At 44.5% G+C, this 24,547-nt stretch carries 27 protein-coding genes; 1 reads left to right on the top strand and 26 read right to left on the bottom strand.

What is annotated here, in order from left to right:
- Positions 1 to 16 precede the first annotated feature (16 nt).
- From icmH to prmB, 14 genes are all read right to left on the bottom strand, one after another.
- Positions 17 to 790, bottom strand: a complete 774-nt coding sequence (gene icmH, locus ACRQQK_RS06245) for a type IVB secretion system protein IcmH/DotU (RefSeq protein WP_457510472.1) — start codon at positions 788 to 790, stop codon at positions 17 to 19.
- A 2-nt stretch (positions 791 to 792) separates the two neighbouring features.
- A complete protein-coding gene (gene tssK, locus ACRQQK_RS06240) occupies positions 793 to 2,127 on the bottom strand; it encodes a type VI secretion system baseplate subunit TssK (RefSeq protein WP_457510471.1) in 1,335 nt (444 codons plus the stop codon).
- Positions 2,128 to 2,132: 5 nt separating this feature from the next.
- Positions 2,133 to 2,612, bottom strand: a complete 480-nt coding sequence (gene tssJ / locus ACRQQK_RS06235; protein WP_457510470.1) for a type VI secretion system lipoprotein TssJ — start codon at positions 2,610 to 2,612, stop codon at positions 2,133 to 2,135.
- 2 nt (positions 2,613 to 2,614) lie between these two features.
- Positions 2,615 to 4,087 carry a type VI secretion system-associated FHA domain protein TagH gene (tagH, locus tag ACRQQK_RS06230; RefSeq protein ID WP_457510469.1) on the bottom strand — a complete coding sequence of 491 codons (1,473 nt, stop codon included), beginning with the start codon at positions 4,085 to 4,087 and terminating at the stop codon, positions 2,615 to 2,617.
- Between the two features lie 2 nt (positions 4,088 to 4,089).
- Positions 4,090 to 5,106, bottom strand: a complete 1,017-nt coding sequence (gene tssG, locus ACRQQK_RS06225; protein WP_457510468.1) for a type VI secretion system baseplate subunit TssG — start codon at positions 5,104 to 5,106, stop codon at positions 4,090 to 4,092.
- Positions 5,070 to 6,839: a type VI secretion system baseplate subunit TssF gene (tssF, locus tag ACRQQK_RS06220; protein ID WP_457510467.1), complete on the bottom strand. Its 1,770-nt coding sequence runs from the start codon at positions 6,837 to 6,839 to the stop codon at positions 5,070 to 5,072. Before tssF ends, tssG begins: the two co-directional genes overlap by 37 nt.
- A 5-nt stretch (positions 6,840 to 6,844) precedes the next feature.
- Positions 6,845 to 7,282 (bottom strand): type VI secretion system baseplate subunit TssE, encoded by a 438-nt coding sequence (gene tssE / locus ACRQQK_RS06215; RefSeq protein ID WP_457510466.1) that lies wholly within the window; start codon positions 7,280 to 7,282, stop codon positions 6,845 to 6,847.
- A gap of 6 nt (positions 7,283 to 7,288) precedes the next feature.
- Positions 7,289 to 8,764, bottom strand: a complete 1,476-nt coding sequence (gene tssC / locus ACRQQK_RS06210; protein ID WP_457511092.1) for a type VI secretion system contractile sheath large subunit — start codon at positions 8,762 to 8,764, stop codon at positions 7,289 to 7,291.
- A 45-nt stretch (positions 8,765 to 8,809) separates the two neighbouring features.
- Positions 8,810 to 9,307, bottom strand: coding sequence for a type VI secretion system contractile sheath small subunit (gene tssB / locus ACRQQK_RS06205; protein ID WP_457510465.1), 498 nt, complete (start codon positions 9,305 to 9,307; stop codon positions 8,810 to 8,812).
- 424 nt (positions 9,308 to 9,731) lie between these two features.
- Positions 9,732 to 10,259 (bottom strand): NADPH-dependent FMN reductase, encoded by a 528-nt coding sequence (locus ACRQQK_RS06200; RefSeq protein ID WP_112403863.1) that lies wholly within the window; start codon positions 10,257 to 10,259, stop codon positions 9,732 to 9,734.
- Between the two features lie 219 nt (positions 10,260 to 10,478).
- Positions 10,479 to 10,742, bottom strand: coding sequence for a YfcL family protein (locus ACRQQK_RS06195; protein ID WP_042483970.1), 264 nt, complete (start codon positions 10,740 to 10,742; stop codon positions 10,479 to 10,481).
- A 47-nt stretch (positions 10,743 to 10,789) separates the two neighbouring features.
- A complete protein-coding gene (locus tag ACRQQK_RS06190) occupies positions 10,790 to 11,320 on the bottom strand; it encodes an elongation factor P hydroxylase (RefSeq protein ID WP_457511091.1) in 531 nt (176 codons plus the stop codon).
- Between the two features lie 186 nt (positions 11,321 to 11,506).
- On the bottom strand, positions 11,507 to 12,592 hold the full coding sequence (aroC, locus tag ACRQQK_RS06185; RefSeq protein WP_102952720.1) for a chorismate synthase: 1,086 nt from the start codon (positions 12,590 to 12,592) through the stop codon (positions 11,507 to 11,509).
- Between the two features lie 192 nt (positions 12,593 to 12,784).
- The gene (gene prmB, locus ACRQQK_RS06180; protein ID WP_457510464.1) at positions 12,785 to 13,717 is read right to left on the bottom strand and encodes a 50S ribosomal protein L3 N(5)-glutamine methyltransferase; all 933 of its coding nucleotides are present in this window, start codon (positions 13,715 to 13,717) and stop codon (positions 12,785 to 12,787) included.
- A 63-nt stretch (positions 13,718 to 13,780) separates the two neighbouring features.
- Here prmB and smrB point away from each other — a divergent pair, with 63 nt between their 5' ends.
- Complete coding sequence (smrB, locus tag ACRQQK_RS06175) at positions 13,781 to 14,335, top strand: endonuclease SmrB (RefSeq protein ID WP_457510463.1); 555 nt, start codon at positions 13,781 to 13,783, stop codon at positions 14,333 to 14,335.
- Between the two features lie 135 nt (positions 14,336 to 14,470).
- On the opposite strand, the gene flhB is transcribed toward smrB, so the two are convergent.
- The 12 genes from flhB to fliH form a co-directional block, all read right to left on the bottom strand.
- Positions 14,471 to 15,601 carry a flagellar biosynthesis protein FlhB gene (gene flhB, locus ACRQQK_RS06170; protein ID WP_457510462.1) on the bottom strand — a complete coding sequence of 377 codons (1,131 nt, stop codon included), beginning with the start codon at positions 15,599 to 15,601 and terminating at the stop codon, positions 14,471 to 14,473.
- 15 nt (positions 15,602 to 15,616) lie between these two features.
- Positions 15,617 to 16,399 (bottom strand): flagellar biosynthetic protein FliR, encoded by a 783-nt coding sequence (gene fliR / locus ACRQQK_RS06165; RefSeq protein ID WP_042483988.1) that lies wholly within the window; start codon positions 16,397 to 16,399, stop codon positions 15,617 to 15,619.
- 8 nt (positions 16,400 to 16,407) lie between these two features.
- Positions 16,408 to 16,677, bottom strand: a complete 270-nt coding sequence (gene fliQ / locus ACRQQK_RS06160; protein WP_042483989.1) for a flagellar biosynthesis protein FliQ — start codon at positions 16,675 to 16,677, stop codon at positions 16,408 to 16,410.
- Positions 16,678 to 16,689: 12 nt separating this feature from the next.
- On the bottom strand, positions 16,690 to 17,589 hold the full coding sequence (gene fliP, locus ACRQQK_RS06155; RefSeq protein WP_102940846.1) for a flagellar type III secretion system pore protein FliP: 900 nt from the start codon (positions 17,587 to 17,589) through the stop codon (positions 16,690 to 16,692).
- Complete coding sequence (gene fliO / locus ACRQQK_RS06150; RefSeq protein ID WP_102952718.1) at positions 17,567 to 17,956, bottom strand: flagellar biosynthetic protein FliO; 390 nt, start codon at positions 17,954 to 17,956, stop codon at positions 17,567 to 17,569. The genes fliP and fliO overlap by 23 nt, the downstream gene beginning before the upstream one ends.
- A gap of 4 nt (positions 17,957 to 17,960) precedes the next feature.
- Positions 17,961 to 18,371, bottom strand: coding sequence for a flagellar motor switch protein FliN (fliN, locus tag ACRQQK_RS06145; protein WP_102963102.1), 411 nt, complete (start codon positions 18,369 to 18,371; stop codon positions 17,961 to 17,963).
- A gap of 17 nt (positions 18,372 to 18,388) precedes the next feature.
- Positions 18,389 to 19,450: a flagellar motor switch protein FliM gene (fliM, locus tag ACRQQK_RS06140; protein WP_042484000.1), complete on the bottom strand. Its 1,062-nt coding sequence runs from the start codon at positions 19,448 to 19,450 to the stop codon at positions 18,389 to 18,391.
- A gap of 7 nt (positions 19,451 to 19,457) precedes the next feature.
- The gene (gene fliL / locus ACRQQK_RS06135) at positions 19,458 to 19,952 is read right to left on the bottom strand and encodes a flagellar basal body-associated protein FliL (protein ID WP_457510461.1); all 495 of its coding nucleotides are present in this window, start codon (positions 19,950 to 19,952) and stop codon (positions 19,458 to 19,460) included.
- Between the two features lie 43 nt (positions 19,953 to 19,995).
- On the bottom strand, positions 19,996 to 21,807 hold the full coding sequence (locus tag ACRQQK_RS06130) for a flagellar hook-length control protein FliK (RefSeq protein WP_457510460.1): 1,812 nt from the start codon (positions 21,805 to 21,807) through the stop codon (positions 19,996 to 19,998).
- A 156-nt stretch (positions 21,808 to 21,963) separates the two neighbouring features.
- Positions 21,964 to 22,410: a flagellar export protein FliJ gene (gene fliJ / locus ACRQQK_RS06125; protein ID WP_457510459.1), complete on the bottom strand. Its 447-nt coding sequence runs from the start codon at positions 22,408 to 22,410 to the stop codon at positions 21,964 to 21,966.
- Positions 22,411 to 22,417: 7 nt separating this feature from the next.
- Entirely contained in the window at positions 22,418 to 23,740 is a 1,323-nt protein-coding gene (gene fliI, locus ACRQQK_RS06120) for a flagellar protein export ATPase FliI (protein WP_457510458.1), read from the bottom strand.
- Positions 23,740 to 24,543 carry a flagellar assembly protein FliH gene (gene fliH / locus ACRQQK_RS06115; protein ID WP_457510457.1) on the bottom strand — a complete coding sequence of 268 codons (804 nt, stop codon included), beginning with the start codon at positions 24,541 to 24,543 and terminating at the stop codon, positions 23,740 to 23,742. Before fliH ends, fliI begins: the two co-directional genes overlap by 1 nt.
- Between the last annotated feature and the right edge of the window lie 4 nt (positions 24,544 to 24,547).

Here is a 24,547-nt window from a genome sequence, read left to right as displayed (position 1 = left end):
CTAGCCTTAATTATATTTATAGAATTTGATTGAGTTGTTCAATTACGTCACTGGTTTTGACATGCAGCAAATAGCTGTAGCCAATAAACACGCCAATCGATATCACGATAAAGCCTGCAAATATCGACCACAAAGGTAGTTGCTTACTTAATTGATATTTGGATCGCACGACATGCTCAGTCGCACTGGTAAGTTGGACGATATCCGCCTCATGATCTCGATTCAGTAGTTTGTGCAACTGGCTAATGACTTTTTCGCGCTCGATTTTTCCTGATTCAATCACGCGATATTTACCTTCAAAACCCAGAACCAGACATTGGTAGATAAATTCGAGCAACGACTTGTATTGTTTGGGTTCAGATTCAAGGCGTTTAAGGATGGTAAACACTTTTTCCCCACCCCAAGTTTCGTTATGAAAACGTGATAACATCGAATGTTCCGCCCAAACCGTTGAAGCGCCCCATGAAGTCCCCATCACGGATTCATCCAAAAAGGTACACAGAATATAACGATAAGCCATTAGAACAGCGTGCTCATAACCTAGCTCCGTTAATTCGATTTCAATGGTTTTAATCTCTTCAACCGCTTGCTCGTAAATGGCTTCAATGTTTTCACATTCCGTCAACTGTCGAACTCGTAGCGCCAAACCAAGCAATGGCGTCGCAGCATCAATCAATGGATTATTCAAACTACCACGCAATTGGAACCAGTAATCTTGGTCATGATTTATCTTCTCGGCTCCATCAAATAACAAGCTACTGAGTTTGCTTTCTTTTTTATTGATATCCATGCTTAACTCCTAATCGCCCAGAATTGCAGATCCAGCTCTTGAAATGCCGCGGCAACGTGGAAAGCAAAACCACTAGAGTGCTGAAGCATGCTCCAGGCACTGCTGGTTTTATCCAATTGGTAATAGATATAGCCTGCGTGGTAAGGAAGTTGACGAGGTGCAACAGGTAGCACGACCAAAGGGATACCTGGCAATTGCAGAGAAATAAGTTCCCGAATTTTCTCAACCGATGAAACTTTGGTTTGCTGAGTAAATTGACGTCGTAGCTCATCCATCGGCATGCGAGCTTTAACAGCGACAATGAAGTCAGCACTTTCCATCAACTGCGGGTCTTGAATTGGCGCAACCATCAAGCCATATTTACGCTTATCCAGTTGAATGGAAACGGCTCTTGGTTCAAGCACAACACTCAGCGATTGACGTAAATTACGAATCAAAGGCCAGAAAGACTCCGTCGGCATATCATGGTTATAACTGAGGATTTTGGGCGGTAAGCGACTTTCATCAGTGAAGGTCGCTAGCTCGCCAGCAACCGTCGATAAACACTCAAACAAGCGCTCTGGATGCAGGCTACGTAGTTTCGCCAAATGTTGGAGTTGGGGCTGCAAACGGTTGAGAGCTTGAAGTAACATAAAATCGGAAACATCCGCGACGCCACCTTGTGATGGCGAACTAATCCTCTGAGCAATATTCTTGGCACGCTCATGCATCAGCCCCGAAATTTCATTAACAAAACGGTGCAGGGCCAAATTACCGACCACGTTGAGGTGACACGGAATAAATTCCGCATCCATCACCACACTCCCGTCAGGACGTTTTTCTAAAATTCGACCAATAGCCATCGAGGCGTAAGCACTACGGTCTTCTTTCTCTAGCATCAACTGAACCCGCACAGGAGACACATCAATAGTCGTCATATCACCCTGTACAGTATGCACATCACGGACTTCGAGACGGCGGTTTTCATAACGCCCCGTACCTTGAGCTTCTGGCCAGTTAACCTCCATCAAAGACTCACTGCGTAACGGAATCGCCAGGTACACCAATTGATTCGCTAGCGATGCATCGTCGATCTCTAGCGCGTCAGGTACTGCATCTTCTTGAGGAATGCGGAACGCGGTTCCATCAGGCATAATGCCAACAGCACGTTCAATCGCGATACGACCGAACGATAGGTACTCTGGATTTAAGGAAAACTCTGAAACACCATATAGATAACGGCTGATAGAACTCATTCGTTCGTCAATATAGTATTCGGTGTACCTTTGTTGTTGCTGGAAGTGTTGCGGCTTAATAAATAAACCTTCATTCCAAATAACACGATTGCGTGAAAACATCTTGTTTATTCCACCTTTTCCAACTTCACGTCGTATTCATCGAGAAGCATCAAAAGGTGATACTCCCTTCCTTTATTTAATACTTTGACGGCTTTCTTCCACTCACTGAGCTCGATGTCAGAAAAGTTAGCCATAATGCCGATATAATTCGTCTCTTCATCCACTTCCATCTGGGTGACAAACTTGAACTGTCCCGGCATCAATACGTAATCGTAACTTCTGACGAAATTGCTTTTCAGTGCTTTCTCGTAATCGGCTTTTAACTGGTCATAACTTGATGACATAAACATCGAATCATCCGTCAGCTCAAAGACCTGAATCTCGACAGGCGAGGCCTGTCCCCAAAGGCTCGGGTTAACGCCATCACCAGCGACAATACTGAACGTCACTTTAGTAGGTAACTCGGTAGGATCGTACCGTTCAGGCTCACTACTACATGCAGTGAGGATTAGTACAAAAAGGCTAATCCACAACAGATTCCTCACGACTAAAACTCCAGTTGTTTCTCTCGAATTTTCTTGTCATACGTTTGCTCGAAAATCTCCCAGAACAGTTTTTCAAAACCTTTTTGACGATGTGACGTTAACTCTTGGTAGTAATTGCAGTACATATTCCATGCCCAAGCGTCCGTGTTATGAGCTGTTTCTTGATGAGAGCGTTTATAATTTTGGAAACGACGTTGCAGCACTTGCGGCGAAAAGGCGCCGAGAATTTGTCTTAAGGCTTCACTGGTGGCGTATTGCATCGCTTCGTTATGCGCTTGAACATTACGCAAGCTTTCTGCGATGGCGGCGGGTGCCGATAAATGAACAGCACTTTTCTCAGCATCATATAAAGTTTTAATCGTTTCTTGATATGACAGTCCTAAACGTAGCGGGTTATCTTCTATCGGCTGCAAATTACGGTTCAACGTGCCAAATCGGCCGTCACAAACCTGTTGATGCAAGTCAAGCAAACCTTGAATACAAGCTTGCAGCGACTCGCCCATTTCTTGAGAGAGCATATGCATACGCTCGATGTCATCGGTCTGATCAACTTGTACGCCTAAACCAGTAAGCATTGGCCCAGTCAATAGATGACCACCAGTTGCTGATTGGGTTTTGGTCACACTTGCTTCTGGTTTAATACTTTTTGCTACTTCTTCCTCTAGCAAATCTAATGTCTGCTCGTCCATATGGAGGCCCTCTGAAACGTTGTCATGAGTTGTCTTTTGGTTTGGTTCAAGCTCATTAGCTTGATAAATATTTTGTTGATGCGTTGATTTGCTCTGAACTGCTGCTTTCTTACCAAAGCCAAAGCTAAGAATGCGTTTCAGCGTCATTGATGAGCCAATTTCATTGTCACTATCGGCTTGCACGGTAAAATTTGGTGTACGCAGCGTTAAGTCTTCATTAGGAACGATAGAGAGCTGGTTTTCCTCAGCCGTGACTTCAAGTTCATCATGAATGAAAGACTCTTCATCATTTACTTTCATAAGAACGTCTAAAGCACCCAACGGATCTGTGCTGACTTCATGTTCTTGTTTGACGACAGTGTCGATATCTATCTCATTATCCGCGAGTAAGTCTTCAGTAGTATCTTCAAACAGTTGGCTTAAAGGACCAGAAGTATGGTCATCTTCATAGTCACCCAGCATCACTCTAAGTTCGTAAGGACCAATTTTGATATGGTCTTTGTGGGCAAGTTTGGCTAGCTGTCCTGTACCTAGCGGCATTTCCGTTGCATTGATATATGTATCCCCACTTAAATCGCGGATACAAAATGCGCCATCCACCATCAGCACTTCGCAGTGCTCACTTTTGACTTGACCATCTGAGTCCTTGAGAACCCATTGGTTGCGATGTCCTGAACCGATGATGCCACCAGAACTTTGCCACTGAGTTACAGCAGAAAGACCAGATTCCAGTTGCTGTGCGTTGATCACCAACAGGGTTAAATTAGGTTGAGCCGAAGAACCCATTGTTATTGCCTCACTTGTATTAATACACTTTTCTCTCGTGAACTGGTGCCAAGAAAAGATGTCCAACCGAGTGCGATACCTGACTGTTCGCCCAAAACGAAATCGGGAGCCTCATCTTCATCCATCGTCAACTCCAAGTCGTAAGCCATTTGCTCGCGCAATATGAATTCAACCAGTTTGCATAGTGGTTCAAACTCTTGTCCTGAAGGTAAAAAGTCAGAAAATTTACTACGCGACAATTGGCGAATACAAATCGTAAACTTACCATTGCAGTCAACGATGGATTCTCCTATCAGAGAGGTTATACCCAATTGTGAATTTGGCCCCCCCAACATGGTTTGCTGAGCAACATCAATTAGCACTTTACGTCGAGTCCATTGACTAATTTCAACCTCTTCCAAGTCAAAACAATGGGCAATAATCCCTGACACCACTTGCGGTGAACGGCTACGTCCTGCCAAAGTGCCAGAGTAAGCCAACATCTTGCACCAATTGATCGGAGTCTCACCACGTAGATCCGGAGAGCCTAGGCCAACTAACGACAACAATTGAGCAGAAAAATCGTCTTGTGCATCAGGTTGAAAGCGTATGAAGTAGCGATACTTACGCCAAATTCGATACACAAGGTTGATTAATCGATTGTTAAAAAAATCGAAGAATGGCTGTTTCATCCCACCACGATCTTCATTCAACAACTGCTCGACCACAAATCCAGGCAATGGCGATTGGGCACCAGACAAGCCAAAGAAATTAGTCATCATTACCAAACGCTCGTCATCGCGCTTCTCTAACTGACTAACGTCACAAGGCGAGAAACCTAGGCTAGGGTTACCACTGAATACTAATTTACACTGACGCTCCCAATCATCGTTTTCTGGGTTTAGTTCGAATAACTTTTGTAGCAACTCAACAAGTTGATAAAAGTTGTAGTCATGAACGTCTTGTGGCAACACAGACTCAACGGTTTGCCTCAAGTCACCCATTAAATGAGTGGCTGCATCCCCGCCTGTGTACCCCATGTATATCTTTCCTGATTAGTAATATTGACTACATTAAGTTCATGAAATGAATTAATGCTTGCGTATAAAGCAAAGAAATGACTGAGCACAGTGCCAAATAGGAACAAGTCCCCCTCAGAACCAAAGCCAGACTGTTCAACATACAAGGTTGACTGTAACCCTCTCACTGGCAATCCCCGCAGTACCTTATCAACAGGTTTTGATTCTATTTTTTGAATCGCAGCGAGACGTTGCCGAGAGACTCGCTCAGCTTGGCGATCAACCAATGCTCGAAAATCATAAGCTCGTAGCACACTGCTAAGCGCATCTTTGGACAACAGCGATAAATAATTGAGTGATAAGTTAGAGATCAACGTCCACAGTAAACTTCCGTCCAAAACGGGGCGAAGTGATTGTGAAGGTACTGATACGTTAGCAAAGGTTGCAAATGGAGGAGAGGTATCTGTCGGCTGACAAATATCTCCAATCCCAAGCTCTAACGGCAATAGTCTATTGGTACAGTTGAGCTTAATCGAAACCGCTTCATCAACATCGAATGAGACCGTTTCATCACTTCGGACAAACGAGATAAAGGAATCAAATCCATCACCACGAATACTCTCTTTAACGCGAGTGCGGTAGTAAAGAGCATTTCGATTGCGTACCCGTTCGACTTCGTGCTGAAAACTTTCAAACGAGGAATAAACGCGTTTTGCACCACGAACTCGTCTACCTTCATTAGCTGAATTTTGCCAACCCGTTACCGACTCAACATTGAAAACTTCATAATGAGATGGATAACGACTAGATGGAGTAATACGATATTCAGATTGACGGCCGGATAACGCTATAGGGTCTGCATCGTGTTCGAATAAATTGATAATCGGAGTGCAATACAGCTGAAAATTATCTTTTCGGACCCTAACGTCAGCTGGTAGAGTCTTTGAAAAATACAACTGAATTGTAAATGCCCCGGTGACATTTTTTGGTATTGCTTTATCAAATCCGACCAAGTCAAAAAAATGAAATGCTTCAGGAAATGACAGGTATTCTTGAAGAACTCGATACCCTTCATAAACATTGGTTGGATAAGGAAGTAGAGCGTCATCACTGTTGAAACCAACCGTTTTAAAGCAACCTTCACCAAGTGAAAATTGAGTACCATTAACGTCGATGGTGACCTTTTCTAAGTAATGATTGAGCCACAAATAGATCATCTGTGAGCTGTATTTATCACCTCCCAGATAAAAGCGCAGGTTATCAAGTAGCGCACTGCCTACCGTGGTATCGCCCAACATCTCAAGTGACAGTTCAATCGTTGTTGCTTCGCGTGTATGTTGCGCTTTTACATCCTTACACGTTAATGGATAGAGATCGACAACACGACAAGTGCTGAAGTGACATTTAGTGCCAAATACTTGCTTGCTATCTACTTGAGTTCCTTTGCCAATCACCTGCTTTTCACTGACACTTTTATCTGGTGTGAACGCTAAGATCGTCATACTTGGGATTGGCCTTAAGTAGTTGGGCCAGAGCATATTGATCATTGAATGGGTAAGCTCAGGGAATTCATCCTCAACTTTTTCGCGTAAGCGCGCAGTAAGAAACGCAAAACCCTCCAGCAGCCTTTCTACATCGGGGTCCATCGTTCTTCCATGCAAGAATCGAGAGAGCTGAGGATGAATTTCAGTAAATTCACGCCCTTGCTCTTTGAGAAAAGCGAGCTCCTCTCTGAAGTATTTGTCTTGGGTCATAATCCCTAAATCACTCGATATTTTCTATTTTGATCCAGAAGCAAGCTGATTTGAACGCGGTCATGAATAGCATCACTGTTAATTTCTGCAGTAATTCTGAACTGTAACGACAGCGGATTGAAACTGTCCGTCTCGGCGATCACTTCAATGTTCTTTAGTCTCGGCTCAAAATTATGTAAACAGTCTTGAATCGCTAATTTAACCTTCAGCGATAGATCTAAGGTATCTAGCGTAGCGTCGTTGAAATCAATCAACCCTAGGCTTGGTGAACTTTGGGCACCACCGACACGTGTATTTAAAATCTTAGAGACGTTACTTTTAATTGAGTTGAGAACATCATTTGGCTCTGGACCTTGCGTTAAAGAAACGTTCTTAGTATTGGCTTCTAAGCGTTCAAAGAAGCCAACACCGAACGTACTTTCTTCTGGAGCAAAGTACGTCATGAATGGTTATGCCTGATCTAATCGGCCGACCAATGACAATTCAAAGTTTGCCCCCATGTACTTGAAATGAGGACGAACAGAAAGAGATACCTGGTACCAACCTGGATTACCGTCTACATCTGCCACTTCGATCTTCGCTGCACGCAATGGACGGCGACTACGCACGTCTGCTGGTGGGTTTTCTTGATCCGCCACAAATTGTTTTATCCAAGTATTCAATTCACGCTCTAAATCTTGACGCTCTTTCCATGAACCAATCTGTTCGCGCTGCAACACTTTAATATAATGAGCTAAGCGGTTAATGATCATCATGTAAGGTAATTGAGTACCCAACTTGTAATTAGTTTCCGCTTCTTTACCTTCTTTGGTATTTGGGAAAATCTTGGGTTTTTGGATTGAATTTGCTGAAAAGAACGCAGCATTATCACTGCCTTTACGCATTGTTAAGGCGATGAAGCCTTCTTCTGCTAATTCAAACTCTTTACGGTCAGTAATAAGGACTTCTGTAGGGATCTTCGCTTGAAGCGCTCCCATAGCCTCAAACACGTGGACTGGTAGGTCTTCAACGGCGCCACCACTTTGTGGACCGATGATGTTAGGGCACCAGCGGTATTTAGCAAAACTGTCTGTTAAACGTGTCGCAAACGCAAAAGCAGTATTACCCCAAAGATAATGTTCGTGAGATTGGGCGACACTCTCTTCGTAGTTAAATGACTTAATTGGGTTTTCGGTAGGGTCATAAGGAACACGCAATAGGAAACGAGGGGCTGTTAACCCTAGGTAACGAGCATCTTCAGACTCACGAAGTGAACGCCATTTGGTGTACTTCGGACTTTCAAAAATCGATTTTACATCTTTAATATTTGGTAGTTCTTCAAACGAATCAATACCGAAGAACTCAGGGCCAACGCTTGAAATAAATGGCGCATGAGCCATCGCACCTAATGCCCCCATATACTGAAGCAGTTTCATGTCAGGCGTCGATGGTGTAAAACAAAAATTACCGATAATCGCACCAGTAGGTTCACCACCAAACTGGCCATAACCTGATGAATATACGTGCTTGTACAAACCAGATTGTGTCGTTTCTGGCGCAAATTCGAAGTCGTCAAGTAACTCTTCTTTAGTAACATGAAGAAGATCAATTTTATTGTTTTCACCAAAATCGGTGCGATCGACCAACAGTTTTAGCCCACGCCATGAGGATTCCATTTGTTGAAACTTTTCGTTGTGAAGTATTTCATCCATTTGGGCACTAATTTTTTTATCTAACTCAACCAACATTTGGTCAACGAGAGATTTATTCACCGCTTCTCCCATTTGCTGAGAGCCGATGAGATTCTCAATAAACGCAGCAACACCTTTTTTGGCAATATCATAGCCTTCTTCACTTGGAGCTATTTTTGTTTGTGCCATGATTTGATCGAGTAAGCCGCCTTCAGCTAGCTGGGGTCTTTCTAGTACCGTTTCTGTAGACATCAGGTATTTCCTAATCCATTAAATGACGAATGTTTTAAGTCTATTATTTTATTTAGCTTCTTCACTAACTAAACTGAGCTCTTCAAGCAGTTTGTCGCGAGATTCCTGAGAGTGCAGTAATTCTTGCAAACGATCGCGAAAGGCTGGAATGTTGCCGAGAGGACCTTTCAATGCAACAAGAGCTTCACGAAGCTCAATCAACTTGTTTAACTCAGGAACTTGATTCGCAATAGAATCTGGTGAGAAATCAGCGAGTGAACTAAAACGCAGTTCAATAGGTAGATCTACATTTTCATCATCACTTAACTTGCTTCGTACAGACGTCGATAAACTAAGTTCACTTTCACGCATCACCGACTCGAAGTTATTTTTATCTACTGAAACGGTACTACGTTCCTCGACAAGGGTTTCTTCGGGATGACCTTTAAAGTCACCAACGACTAATGTTTTGAGTGGCAATTCAACTTCAGCCTGAGCATCACCTGTCGCAGGTACATACTTAATATTGATTCGCTCTTTAGGCGCGACACTTCCTTCTTTAGACATATCTATATCTCTCACTATCTATCTAAGTCACCAAATTATCACCGCATATATGCATCAAAACACTGTAAAATCAAAATTATATTCACCCGCGTGAATAAGAGTCACATTTTTTTACATTAAAATGGTGCAATAAATACTAATTGATGAGTTTTTAACCGCATAATGAAAGGTAATATCAATATAAATATTGACTTATCGTCAGTATCCTAATTTATAGTGATGAAAATATTACTATCTAGGTAAATCGTCATAATCTACACGCGCTGAGATGAGTTATTTTTCAGCCAAGTGATAGTAAGATGGGCCGGTAACCTTGTTATCTAAATCAACGCCATACATATACAAACTCAAGGCTTAATTAATTTCCCTCAGAAACAACAAAGCCTCGCAATAGCGAGGCTTTTATATCAATGCGATTTAAAGTTTAAGCAGCCAGTTTTGCTACCGCTTCTTTAAGTTGAGCCGCAATGCTTTCATTCGTCACGACACCGCTTTCCAAATCGAAGTTGTCGTAGAAGCTTGGTACTGAAACCGTCGCTTTCACATTACCGCCAAAGTAACCAGCAGAGCCGGAAGCTGCTGCTAATACAGATGTTGCACCACCAGGGCCTGGAGAAGTTGCTAGGTATACCGCTGGTTTGTTTTTAAATACTTCGCGGTCGATACGAGTCGCCCAATCAAACAAGTTTTTGTATGCTGCTGGGTAGTGACCGTTGTGCTCAGCAAAAGAGATCACAAATGCATCTGCCTGTGCTAGATCACGTAGAAAGCCTAACGCGCCTTCAGCCTGACCAATCTCTTTTTCAAGATCTTCACTGAACATAGGTACGTTGTAGTTGTTGATGTCCAGCACTTGAACTTCAGCACCATCAATCAAATTTGCTGTATAAGTTGCCAATGCTTTGTTAATAGAGGTTGAACTGGTGCTTGCACCGAATGCGATAACTTTCATGACGATAATCCTGTGTGCTGTTTCGATGTAATTAGATTAATCTTTGAACACCTTACCAACAAGCCGAATTATTGTATTAGGTCATTCAAAAATTTTGAATGACGCATTATTCGAGCAACTCGCGCCTCACCTATCGATGTTTCTAAATGAACAATCAACGCATAAAAAAATAGCAGCCTAATTGCTGCCATCTTTTATATTTTGTTCTACGCACCGTGACTAAGCTTGGTTCGATAACTCGTTCCACAAATCAGACACAATAATACGGTCTGCTGGCGTCAACTCAGAGCGAGCCTCTTCCAAACTTTTTTCAATACGTACTTTTAGCTCAGCGATGTCTTCAATGCCTTCTTCTTCACACGATGCTGCGGATAGTGAGATGTGCCCTCGTAAATAACCACCAGCAAACAGTTCATCATCCGATGCAGTGGCAATACGTGTATCAATCAGCTCTAAAAGTTTTTCTTCAAATTCAATAATCATGTTCTATGAATACCTAGTTTTATCAAGACTGTGCAGTTGCGTATGAGTTACTTAATCGCAAACTGATCAGCCGTTAGTTCTGGTGTCTGATAAAACGACTGCAATGCCTGAGAAAGCATTCTCACTCGTTCAGGTAATCCATGTTGCAAAATACTCAAGACTTCTTGATGGACTTTCGCCATGAATGACAGACGGTCTGGTTCAAAATCGCCGCTAAGGTTGTCACAACTTACCGTAAAAGGAAACCCTGCACTGAGCGACAATATCCACTCATAAGCTTGCGGACGAATTTCGACTTTCTCGAACTCTGCCTGCACTTGCTCAGAACGACCATCGGGATGATACCAGTAACCAAAATCTTCCAATAAACGACGCTCAGGACCAGCCACACACCAGTGCGCAATTTCATGCAAAGCAGAAGCATAGAAACCGCGAGCAAAGATAATTCGGTGATAATCCACCTTATCATCAGCAGGTAAGTAGACAGGCTCATCACAACCTAACTCCAACTTAGTGTTAAACGAGCTGAAGAAAGTTTGGTTAAAGATGTCGATCAAATCGGTGTATTGGTGAGACATAACAGCAAGTTCTTGGGTATGCGACATATGAAGTTAACAACGAGCTGCATTTTCGCGGCTTTTTGCTCTGAGGTAAAGCGTTGCGAGCTGTAGCTTGTCAATTTTAAAAGCATCCTTACACCAGAGTTTGAGTACGCAAAACAAAACGCCCTCAAGTGAGGGCGTTTTTCATTCATAAATCCGAGATTAGATGTGTGGTGTCTCTGTTGTTACACCGTGGTTTTGACCACGATGACGTAACAAATGATCCATCAACACAATCGCCAGCATAGCTTCAGCAATTGGTACCGCGCGAATACCAACACACGGATCATGACGACCTTTCGTAATCAGTTGCGTTGGTTCACCAGCACGAGTGATTGTGTCACCCGGAACCGTAATGCTTGATGTTGGTTTAAGTGCAATGTTCGCGACAATGTCCTGCCCCGTAGAAATGCCACCTAAGATACCGCCAGCGTGGTTGCTCTTAAAACCTTCTGGAGAAAGTGGGTCACGGTGCTCACTGCCACGTTGATTGACCACATCAAAACCATCACCGATTTCAACACCTTTCACCGCGTTAATGCTCATCAACGCATGTGCGATGTCTGCATCTAAGCGATCAAATACCGGCTCACCTAAACCGACAGGCAGATTGGTTGCAACCACCTGTATTTTGGCACCGATAGAATCACCTTCTTTTTTCAGGTCACGAATCAGTTGGTCGAATGCTTCCACTTTATCGACATCTGGACAGAAGAAAGCGTTGTTTTCGATTTCATTCCAATCCACTTTATCAATCGAAATATCACCCATTTGTGATAAGTAAGCACGGATTTCAACACCAAACTCTTGCTTCAGATATTTCTTCGCAATACCACCAGCAGCAACTCGCATTGCCGTTTCACGAGCAGACGAACGGCCACCGCCACGATAATCACGAATGCCGTATTTCTGATGGTAGGTGTAGTCAGCGTGCCCAGGGCGGAATTTATCTTTGATTTCTGAATAGTCTTTTGAACGCTGATCAGTGTTTTCAATCAGTAATCCAATCGACGTTCCTGTGGTTTTTCCTTCAAAAACCCCAGAAAGAATTTTCACTTCATCCGGTTCACGGCGCTGAGTGGTATAACGAGATGTGCCCGGGCGACGACGGTCTAGGTCGAGTTGTAAATCCGCTTCGCTAATCTCTAGTCCCGGAGGGCATCCGTCTACGATACATCCAAGTGCGATACCGTGACTTTCTCCGAATGTGGTTACTCGGAAATGTTGTCCGATACTGTTTCCTGCCATTACTTCCTCAAATTAGTGCGTTGAAAGTAGGAACGAACCACTTCCAACATACTGATAGCTATTCTTCGTGGATTCATAGTGGCTTTATTACGTTTTGATGTAAAGCCCTTAACCGCATCAAATTGGACAAAAATAGTTGGCCCAAAAATGAAAACGCCGACACTAAAGTCGGCGCTTTGCGAGAGTTCGAAATTAATCGATATAAAGTGAGAAATCTTCAGCACAGTCGATCAGTTGCTGACGTGTAAGCATAAACACACCGTGACCGCCATTTTCAAACTCTAACCAAGTGAATGGAATGTGTGGGTACTGATCCATCATATGAATCATCGAGTTGCCCACTTCACAAATCAAGATACCGTTTTCTGATAAGTAACGTGGTGCATTGGCAAGAATACGACGAACCAGTTTCAAGCCATCGGTACCCGCAGCAAGGCCTAGAGCAGGTTCATGTTTGAACTCCGCTGGCAAGCTATCCATATCTTCCTGATCCACATACGGTGGGTTAGAAACGATAATGTCGTATTGTGATTCTGGTAAATCACGGAACAGATCAGAACGAATCGGGAACACTTGCTGTTCAAGACCATGATCTTGAATGTTTTGCTCTGCAACCGCTAAGGCGTCTGTCGAAATATCAATCGCATCAACTTCCGCTTCTGGGAATGCATACGCACAGGCAATCGCAATACAACCACTACCAGTACACAGATCCATAATGCGAGTTGGTTCTTCAACCAGCCAAGGTGAGAATTGCGCTTGAATCAGTTCACCAATTGGCGAACGAGGTACAAGTACACGTTCATCAACAAAGAACTCTAACCCACAGAACCACGCTTTATTGGTTAAATAAGCGGTTGGAGTGCGGTCTTTAATACGTGTGATAACACGTTCAACAATACGTAAACGCTCGCTAGATGTTAAGCGAGAGTTCAAAGCATGAGGAGGCACGTCGATCGGCAGATATAGGGTTGGCAGCACAAGTTGCACCGCTTCATCCCACGCATTATCCGTTCCATGACCATAAAATAAATTGGCTGCATTAAAACGGCTAACCGTCCAACGAATCATGTCCTGAAGGGTGTGAAGTTCCGAAACGGCTTCTTCTACAAAAATCTTATCCAAAATTGCCTCCGAAAAGCGCTACAATACTGCGAATATTGATTAGTAACTGATTAACCAATTCTAATGAGCAAAAAAGACACCGATTACAACGACAATGATTATTTAGACGCTGACGATGATTTTGCAATGTTTCGCGATGCAGTAAAGGGCGTAAAAAAGTTAACGCAGGATACCATAGTCCAGCAGCCAAACAGAAATGCTAAACAAAAAGAAATCATCAGGGGTTCACGTGAAGCAAGCGACAGTAACTTTTACTTCTCTGACGAGTTTGTACCACTACTCAGCGAAGAAGGTCCAACGCGCTACGCTCGTGATGATGTATCTAAATATGAAGTAAAAAAACTGCGTCGTGGTGTCTACGTACCGGATGTGTTCTTAGATATGCACGGCATGACTCAACAGGAAGCCAAACGTGAGCTTGGCGCTATGATCGCTTACTGCGTAAAAGAGAGTGTGCATACTGCTTGTGTTCAGCACGGCATAGGTAAACATATCCTGAAGCAAAAAGTGCCGTTATGGTTAGCCCAGCACCCTGACGTGATGGCATTTCATCAGGCGCCATTAGAGTTTGGTGGCGATGGCGCACTGTTGGTTTTGATTTCTATCCCAGAAAAGTAATCACCTAAAAACGTAATCACATTGAGTCTCTAAGGATAAAGTGCAAAAAAGATACTAGGGCATAAATGCCCTAGTTTAAGCGTATTGGTATGTTGAGCGCTTTGTGTTGCTTTACCCATTGAGGTTTCCATCCCGCTAATAACGCATATCCGGCGGAATTGGCATCTTCTCTTCTTGCAGTATCGGACGCTGACCACCTTTACGACGATATTGTTTAAGCTGGAAGATGTACGCCAGAACCTGAGCCACAGCTACGAACAAGCCGTCTGGAATCTCCTGTTCTAATTCAGTGGTATGGTATAAGGCACGCGCCAATGGCGGAGCCGGAACAATCATGATGTTGTGCTCTCTCGCCACTTCCCGAATTTTCATAGCCATATGGTCAACACCTTTAGCGACCACGACAGGTGCTCTATCGGAATTTTGCTTGTATCGCAATGCAACGGAGAAGTGATCCGGGTTGGTGATGATAACGTCGGCTTGTGGGACTTCTGCCATCATGCGGCGCTGAGCAGCTTCGCGTTGCAGCATTCGGATACGGCCCTTAACTTCAGGTTTACCTTCCGTATCTTTGTACTCATCTTTAACTTCTTGCTTGGTCATTTTCAGCTGGTTAGCGTGTTGCCAGATCTGAAAAGGAATATCAATCGCGACAACCACCAGTAGTGAGCAGCTAATCAGCAGGACGAAGTTAAGCAAGATATCCAACGCATGAAAAATGTTCTGCGGGAACACATCTAGGCTCAATTGAAACAGGTCATGCTTCGAGCGGTCAATTAAAGTAAACGCCACTCCGGCTACTAAAGACACCTTCAATATCGACTTGAGCAGCTCAACCCAGCTTTGCAAACCGAACATTCGCTTGAAGCCACTGAGTGGATTCAGTTTCGAAAATTTCGGCATTGCCGCTTCCATAGAGAAATTCACACCGCCTACTCCAGCAGCGCCAATAAAAGCAGCAATAAACAGTGTAATAAGCACCAGCAAAAGCGGGAGAAGAAGATTAACCAGAGCCGATGACGCGATATCAAACAGTTTTCCGAGATCGAAAATCTCCTCTCGGCTCAAACTGAACAAACGTCGCATTGAGGCAAAAAGTCCGCCTGCTAATGCATCTCCGAACCACATCAGAGACACTGCGCCAACCACTAATACCGATACAGAAGCCAGCTCCTTCGAACGCGCAACCTGACCTTTTTCTTTGGCCTGTTGCAGCCGTCTGGGCGTGGCGTCTTCGGTCCTTTCTTGACCGTCTGATTCTGCCAACTCAGCCTCCTAAAGCTAACAATCTAATCGGATGAGGCTGCAAACCTGTTGTTCGCCTTGCAGCCAATAGAGTTCATAATGAGTGTAAAGACCACTGATGATAAACCAACAAAGCAGCAAGCCGACCATCAAGGCAAACGCAAACCCCAAAGAGAAAATGTTCAGCTGCGGTGCAGCACGGGTCATAACACCAAATGACAAATTCACCGTCAGCAACGCGATGATGCCCGACAGCGACATACTTAACGCAACTTTAAATATAGTCCCGAACCATAGTGCCATCTGCTGGAAATCCAAATTGTTCAGCCCCGGTTCTCCAATGGGTAAGCTTTTAAAGCTAAACGCCAACAGTTGAATCATCTTTAAATGCCCATCACTGGCAAGAAAGAACATCGTGGCTAAGAACATGAACAACTGACCAAGCAACGGCGTATTCTGACCGTTGGCTGGGTCCACCATGGATGCGAAACCTAAGCTCGATTGCATACCAAGAATCTGGCCGAGCATAACGAAAGTTTGAATAATAAACTGCGTTACCATCCCCATGGAGACACCAATGACCAACTGCTCCAAAGTAATCATAAACCCTTGAAGAGAAAGCAGTTGAATGTTGTCCGGTACCGCTGGAATAGCTGGCATAAGCGCTAAAGTTAAGGCTAAGCCGAAATAGAGACGAATTCGTGCAGAAACAAATCGAGCACCCGTTACCGTCATTACCATCAGCATCGCGGAGATGCGCGTATATGGCCAAAAATAATTGGCGATAAAATCAAGGACAACGGTGGCTGGATACTCCATGCTTGCTCCTAGTAGAGAACCTGAGGCAAACGCTCAATCATGGAATAAAAGAAATCCATCTGCATTTGCACCATCCAATGGGCAAACGCCATCAAAGCCAGCAGTGTGACGATCAAACGCGGCAAAAAACTCAGCGTCTGTTCGTTGATTGAAGTAGCGGCCTGAAAAATTGCGACAACCAGACCCACCAGCAGACTCGGAATGATGATGGCGCACACCATAATGAGTACCATCCATAACGCGTCACGAAAGAGTTCAACAAATATTTCAGGTGTCATGCTTTTCTCCCGCTACAACGCAAAACTGCCGGCGAGAGTGGAGAGAATCAAGTTCCACCCATCAACCAACACAAACAACATCAATTTAAATGGCAGCGATACGATCATCGGTGAAAGCATCATCATACCCATTGCCATCAGTACCGATGCCACAACAAGGTCGATAATCAGAAATGGCAAAAACAGCATAAAGCCAATCTGGAAAGCGGTTTTTAGCTCAGAGGTGATAAACGCTGGAATCAATACCGCCATAGAGACATCTTCTGGGTTTTGCGCATCTGAGCCCGATATGTTGACGAAGGTTTCCAAATCTTTCACGCGAGTCTGCTTAAGCATGAAATCCTTCATCGGGATTTGGGCGGTATCAAACGCCTGTCTCGCCGTCATCTGTTCATTCAAATAAGGCTGTACTGCCTCTTCGTTAATCTTATTAATTACCGGAGACATGATGAAGAAGGTCAAAAATATCGCGATACCAATGATAACTTGGTTTGATGGCGTTTGTTGCAAACCCATCGCCTGACGAAGAATCGACATCACCACCACAATTCGGGTAAAGGAAGTCATCAAAATGACCATGGCAGGCAAAAAGCCCAGCATGGTCATTAAGGCTAAAATTTGTAAGTTTATCGAGTAATCTTCGCTGCCATCCGGATTGGTGGTCATGGTAAAAGCGGGAATTCCCGCACCGCCACTGCTGCTACCCATAGCGATAGTACGCGAAGCACCTTGGTCTTTTTGCATCGCAGTCACAGTAACATTCTGTGCGCCCGCAGCCGTTGAAGGGATCGGTGTTTCCAGCTCTTGTTGCGCGTAAGCTAGCGGCGTAAATACCAAAGCGCTCACCCAGACAATAAGCGCCAAGCGAGCCCATAGATTGCGCAACACATCAAACAGGTGTGTTTTTATCATTCTTTTTTAGTAGCTGAGTCAAAGTGTTAGAAAATGGTACCGACTCTAGCTCCTCCTGAGTCAATGGAGTTTCCAATTTAGAGATCAACTGAACTGACTGAGATGTAACGCCAATCAGAAATTGCTCCTCTCCCGCTTGTACTATCATCAAACGCTCTTTGGTGCCAATCGGTAACTGGCGAACGACGCTCAAGCCCTTTTGCTGACCAAATGCAGGGACTCTCATCCGTTTGAGTAACCAGGCCATACCAATGATGATGGCTATAACGAACAATAGCGACCCTAATGTAGTCGCTATATCGAACTGGTCGCTTTGAGCTGCCAAAGCTGGGCTGGCAACCAAAGATAACACTATGAATTTGCGCATAATGTTATCTCAATTTCTTAATACGTTCTGTTTGACTAATAACGTCAGTTAAACGAATACCAAACTTATCGTTGACCACAACCACTTCGCCGTGAGCAATCAGGGTGCCGTTAACCATCACATCTAATGACTCACCCGCAATACGATCTAGCTCCACAACAGAACCTTGGTTAAGTTGCAGTAAGTTACGGATACTGATTTTAGAGCGCCCAACTTCCATTGAAATGGTCACGGGAATATCCATGATGGTATCAAGTTTACGACGCTCATCATCCGTAATTGGTGAAGTGGTGTCTTTTAACTCATCCAAAGGTGCCGCTAAAATTTCATCAACATCTATATCTGGCGCGCTTGGATCTTCGCCAAGGGCTGCTGCCCACTCATCTGCAAGCTTTTGATCATCTGACTTTGACATCTAGGCTACCTATTTCCTTAATCAATCAACTCTTCGTCGTCTTCATCTTCCTCGTCATCTAACTCGGCGATAATGTCTTTGCCAAGAAATGCGAGGTCAGTTTTGACAACATCAGGACGTCTAATTTTTTCTGAAATCTGAACTGCCATTTTTTCACCAGAGCGTCCCATTTTGACGCGATAGGTTGGCAGTTCCTCAACAAACATAACGGCGTGTTCAGGCATCTTAATTGGGATGATATCCCCTGCCTGTAGCTCCATAAGATCACGTAACGCAATATCTTGTTCTAATAAGTTCACTCGGAAGTTAACAGGCACATCCATGATCTCTTCGCGAAGTGCAGAGCTCCAACGAACGTCTGTTTCCATCTTGTCTGACTGAACACCCGCATCAAGAAGTTCTCGGATAGGTTCAACCATCGAATAAGGCATAACAACGTGAAAATCACCGCCGCCGCCATCCACTTCAATATGGAATGAGCTCACGACAATCACTTCTGTCGGGCTGACAATGTTCGCCATACTTGGGTTAACTTCTGAATCCAAGTATTCAAATTCAACCCCCATCACAGGAGACCAAGCTTCTTTGTAATCGCCAAACACGATTTTAAGCAGTAGCTGAGTAACGCGACGCTCAGTCGGCGTGAACTCACGACCTTCGATACGCGCGTGATAGCGCCCATCACCACCAAAGAAGTTTTCTACCAAGATAAAAACAAGACGAGCTTCCATGGTCACAAGCGCCGTACCTTTAAGCGGACGGAAACGAACCATGTTCAAACTGGTAGGAACGTAAAGGGTGTTTTGATATTCGCCGAACTTCATCATTTGCACGCCGTTAATCGAAACTTCGGCGGTTTTTCGCAACATGTTGAATAAACTGATCCGCATATGACGAGCAAAACGCTCGTTGATAAGTTCGAGCGTTGGCATTCGACCACGAACAATACGATCTTGTGACGAGAAGTCGAACGAGATGGCACTTTCATCCGCAGTGTCGAGATTTTCTTCTACTTCGTCAACGCTATCTACCCCGTGGAGTAGCGCATCAATTTCGTCTTGGCTTAATAGATCGGTCACACTTCACCTACTGCATTACAAAATCAGTAAACAACACACGTTCAATGACTGGTTTACCAACCACTTTCGTCATTACGGCTTTAATGTCGTCGGTCGCTTTATCACGTAACTCAATACGGCCAGTTACTTCTCGCAATTGCTCAACCGTTGCAGAGGCAAATGTTGCAAGCAATGTACTTTCAATCAGAGGTGAGTGATAACGAGCAAGATTGTCGTTTTCGCTGCCTCTAACCATTAACTGGACTTTAATCTGTACCACGCGATTACGGGTATCACTGGTTACGTTAAATACAAACGGCTGAGCAATGTTTACATAAGAAACCGGCTCAACCTGAGCGGAAGTTTGGCTAGCACTCATCTCACTATCTTGGCTTGAATCGTCAGAGCCCATAAGGAAGAAGGCTGCGGCGCCGCCGACTAACAACACAACGACAGCAATAATGATGATCAGTAGTTTCTTTTTACCTTTCGGAGCTTCTGCTGGGAGTTCTTCAACAGCCATAACGTTCTCTATGTTGTTATTTTTTAATTAAGATTTACTTAGTTTAAGCGTAATAACTGATTCCATCACGCTTTGCAGCCACATTCAAATCAAGTTTGACGTTTGTATCAAGGTTTTCTTCACTTTGTCGGCTATCACCGCTCGCAGATTGACCACCTGAACCATCTCCACTTGCTGCATAGCGCTGTTGCTGACCAGAACTTTGTTGCTGAACGGAGGTATCGCCCAACTGAACGCCTTGGTTATTCAACATTTCACGCAGTCTTGGCATAGATTGCTCAAGAGCATCACGAGCTTGTTGGTTAGCTACGGTAAAATGCACTGTGGCGCCGTCGCCATTCATGTTCATACGAATATGCATACGACCCAGCTCTGGCGGATCAAGGCGAATATCAATGTTCTTGAGGTTTTTAGACAGCATCACTTGAACACGCTCTGCCATCTGCTCTGCTGCCATATCACCTCTGGACAACTGCAAAGGTACGTTTTGTTGGGCGGCTTGCAGAGGCTCACTACGTAAACTTTGAGGACTGTTTAATCCTTGCTGTCCCGCTGCAGCTGAAAGTTGCTGTGCCAAATGTGAATCGGCACCGTCGCTGTGTTTATTTCCTTCCATCAAGGCATTTAAAGCTTTGGCTCCCAAGCCAGCTTTAAGAGCAGCTTGATTAACCGTCGGGTCAATTTGATTCGCCATCGCGCCAGCCAACATTGGATTAGCCTGTGCGTTAGCTTGTGGTAACTGTACTTGAGCTTCAGCATGGATAGGCACTTGAGATTGCGCCATCATTGCTTTATCAGCTTGGTTTAACATGGCTTGCGGATTCTGTACGCCTTGAGACAAAGCTTGTGATACTGCTGCATGCGCTACGGATTTCGCCGCCACTTTACCTTCAGCGAGATTGTTTATCTCTGCAGCTACACTTGCAGCTTCAGTATTACTGTTCCCCCAAGGAATCGCCGCAGGTGCGACCGATGCTAACGCTTCTTTTGAAACCAAAGTATCTTGCGACGCTGAAGGATCCTGAGCGTCTACAACTTGTTGTGAAACGTTAGTGCCTTGAGCGACCATCATATCTTGATTTGCAGCATTTGCCCCAGTGAGCTTAGATTGTTTAGCCAAGATAGCGGCTTGTTCACTGTCACTCAGAGCTTTGATGTCCTTTGCGTTTGTTTCTGGCGAGATCAACACATCACCTTCAAGCTCGGAATGTTTCAGCGGCTGCTCTTGTTGTAATGACTTTGCTTGAGGCTGAGTCGAATTCAACTGAGCAACCAACTCTGGATCGAGTTCTGAATCAGCACCGCTTTGCATTTTTTCAGATTGCACAGATTTCTCAGAAAACTCGGTCTCTTTTTCATGTGGCAAAGCCTTGCCATCATTTTTTACCAGCGTCTGATTTGCCTCTTGCAAGCGGCCTAGTATCTTGTCACCTTCATCCATAGCCTTAGCTGTTTTCGCTTTTAACTCAGCATGTTCAGGCTCTTCAGAAGCGATGAAACGCTTGAGGTTTTCTGGAACCTCAACACTCTCTTCATCCGCCACTAACGTTGATTCAACGGAAACGTCAGAACCGTTGTCAGCTTTAACTGCAACGTCATCATCACCTTGGCTCAAGAGCTCATCAGTACTGGTTGCTTTCACTTCTGAGCCTTCTACAGATTTCGCTTCTTTTGCCTCTGAAGCGCTATCATTGGAAGTTGGTGCATCATTTTTACCAAGCAGCAGTGAAGCCAGTCTTTCCAAAAAACCTTTTGATTCTCCATTGTCACCGCTAACTAAATCCTGCGCAGGCGCAGACTTAGTCACATTGGTAACTTTAGAAGTCTCTACTGAAGGAGTTAAATTGACATTCATACACAGCTCACTCGCATTAATCACTGCAAACCTTTGCCGCTCTATACGGGAATAGCCCGCCAGCAAAGGGTTGCTAATCTGTTCGCGTTAAAATTGTATAAATAACTGCAAAAAACGAGCCAACCGTCAGATATGCTCAATGATTAAAAATGAACGCTACAGAGTGTTGGTACGACGACGATTGAAGTTGATAGTCGAAAACTCATCCATCATTTTCTGATCTCGTTTCTCTTGTAAGCGCTGATGTTCAGTCTTCTTTTTCTCAATCAGCCATTCGTAAGAACGGCGTTGCTTACGGACATCCAACCAATAAGACTCGCAGCTCTCTACTTGCGTTTTGAAGTGCTGCTCAGCTTGACGCTGCTTGGATAAGGTTTCATCTAATTGTGTTAAGAAACGATTTAAGTGTCCATACTGACTAGCAGTTAATCCTGCTTGACCTCGAGAGACAAGCTGCTGACAGTAATCCAAGCGATATTGCTCAATCTGTTTAAGCTGTTGATAATAGTCTTCAAGTTCACTACGAGCTTTGCCCAGCGCCATTACCGCTTTATCTTCTTTACTTTTCGCCTGTTCAAGCAGGAATTCCAGAGCATTATCCATTCAACCGTTATCCCACACTGAGCACATTTTTAAGCATGCTGATACACATGTCATAAGGCACAGACTCTTTCATGGTTTGCTGCAAGAAACCGTCCAGCTTTGGTTTCAACGTGAAAGCGCTATCTATTGCGGAGTCTGTACCTGGCTTATAGGCACCAATTGAAACAAGATCTTGGTTTTTACGACAGGTCGACAATATCTGACGTACCGCTTTCGACATCAATATGTGCTCATCGGTAGTGATTTGCGGCATAACACGACTGACCGATTTCTCCACATCAATCGCCGGATAATGACCAGCATCGGCCATTTCACGCGATAAAACGATGTGACCATCGAGAATAGCGCGAGAAGCGTCGGCAATAGGGTCTTGCAAATCATCCCCTTCGGTTAAAACTGTAAAGAATGCAGTGATAGACCCCTGATGAGGACCACCGTTACCCGCTCGTTCAACTAATGCAGGCAACTTAGCAAATACGGAAGGCGGATAGCCTTTGGTTGCCGGCGGTTCTCCCACTGACAAAGCAATTTCACGTTGAGCTTGAGCAAAACGAGTTAATGAATCCATAAGTAACAATACGTCCAGACCTTGGTCACGGAAGTATTCCGCTATAGTCAGCGCGGTTTGGCACCCTTTTAAGCGCATCAACGGTGATGAATCCGCAGGCGCAGCGACAACCACAGAGCGTTGTCTGCCATCGACGCCTAAAATTTCTTCAATAAATTCTTTTACTTCGCGTCCACGTTCACCGATGAGCCCTACCACTACGACTTGCGCGGTTGTGCCTCGGGTCATCATGCCCAAGGTCACCGATTTACCAACACCAGAACCAGCAAATAGACCGATACGCTGGCCTTTCCCGACCGTCAAAAGACCATTAATCGCTTTGATGCCGACATCCAGAGGTTCACTGATCGGCTTACGTGCTAATGGGTTGATTGGGTCGGCATTAAATGAAGCTTTTTGATCGGTGTAGATCGCGCCGAGTCCATCGAGAGGATTTCCCACACCGTCAATGACGCGACCAAGTAATTCCATTCCAACGGGTAAACCCGCTTCTACCGTCAGAGGAGTAACTTTCGCCCCCGGAAGAACACCAGTAATTTGTTCGCTGGGCATTAAAAACAATCGATCACCCGAGAAACCGACGACCTCAGCTTCCATAGAGCCAGACATAGTTTCAACGCTGCACAAACTACCAATCGGTGCACGACACCCCGTCGCTTCCAGAGTTAAACCAACGACTCTCACCAACTTCCCAGAGGCAATCGGGCGACTTGTAAGTCCTTGGACTTTATATTGTGAGAGTCTGTCAGCCAGTTGAAGCATTATTCGTTGCCCTGTTGATGTCGGTTCGTGCCACAGAAGCTCTGCAATACACTGCGAACTCTGTCTTCCATTCGGTAATTAACGCTTGATTCTCCCGCTTCAATTTGTACATCTCCACGACTTAAAGCAGGTTCGCTGACGAGCGTCCAGTTACGAGTATCCAATTCATTTTCACCATAAGCCTGCTTGATGATTTCGCAGTCTTCAGGATGTAATTTCAGCGTGATGGCATGGCCAGCAATCGGCAAAGCTTCAACAGACCCTTTCACTGTATCGAGAATAATTTGAGAGTTGGTCTGCACTTCTACGTGCACCACTTCTTTCACCAGTGACAGCACCATATCCACCAGCTGTTTTTCAACCTGTGCATTCATCAGTTCAAGGGGTTGGGCAAACTGGTTTGCAAGACTCATAAAGATTTGAACATGCTCTTGGACAATTTGTTGCCCTGCTTCCAATCCTTCCGCGCTACCCGCTTGAAAGCCCTCTTCCAACCCCACTTTATGGCCAGCTTCTTGACCCAGTTGGAAACCTTCCTGATAACCTTCTGCTTTCCCTTGCTCAATACCTTCCTGATAGGCGGCTTGTTTAATTAATTCAATTTCTTCTTCAGTAAGAACTGCAGGCACTTCTGCTTCAGGTTCATCGAAACTCGGAATCCAGCTCGGATCATAATTAAGCGCCGTTTCCTTTGCTTTCTTGTGAGCCTCAGACGTGTAGTCCGGTAGACCCCACTTTTTCGCCTGTTCAACAGTTTCATCAGAATCGAGGCGGATAAAACCGCGCTTTCTTTCACCTGACATCATA

The organism is Vibrio sp. C8, from assembly GCF_054051265.1.
The sequence above is the reverse complement of the archived record's forward strand: the minus strand, read 5'-3'. Positions and strand labels throughout refer to the sequence as shown.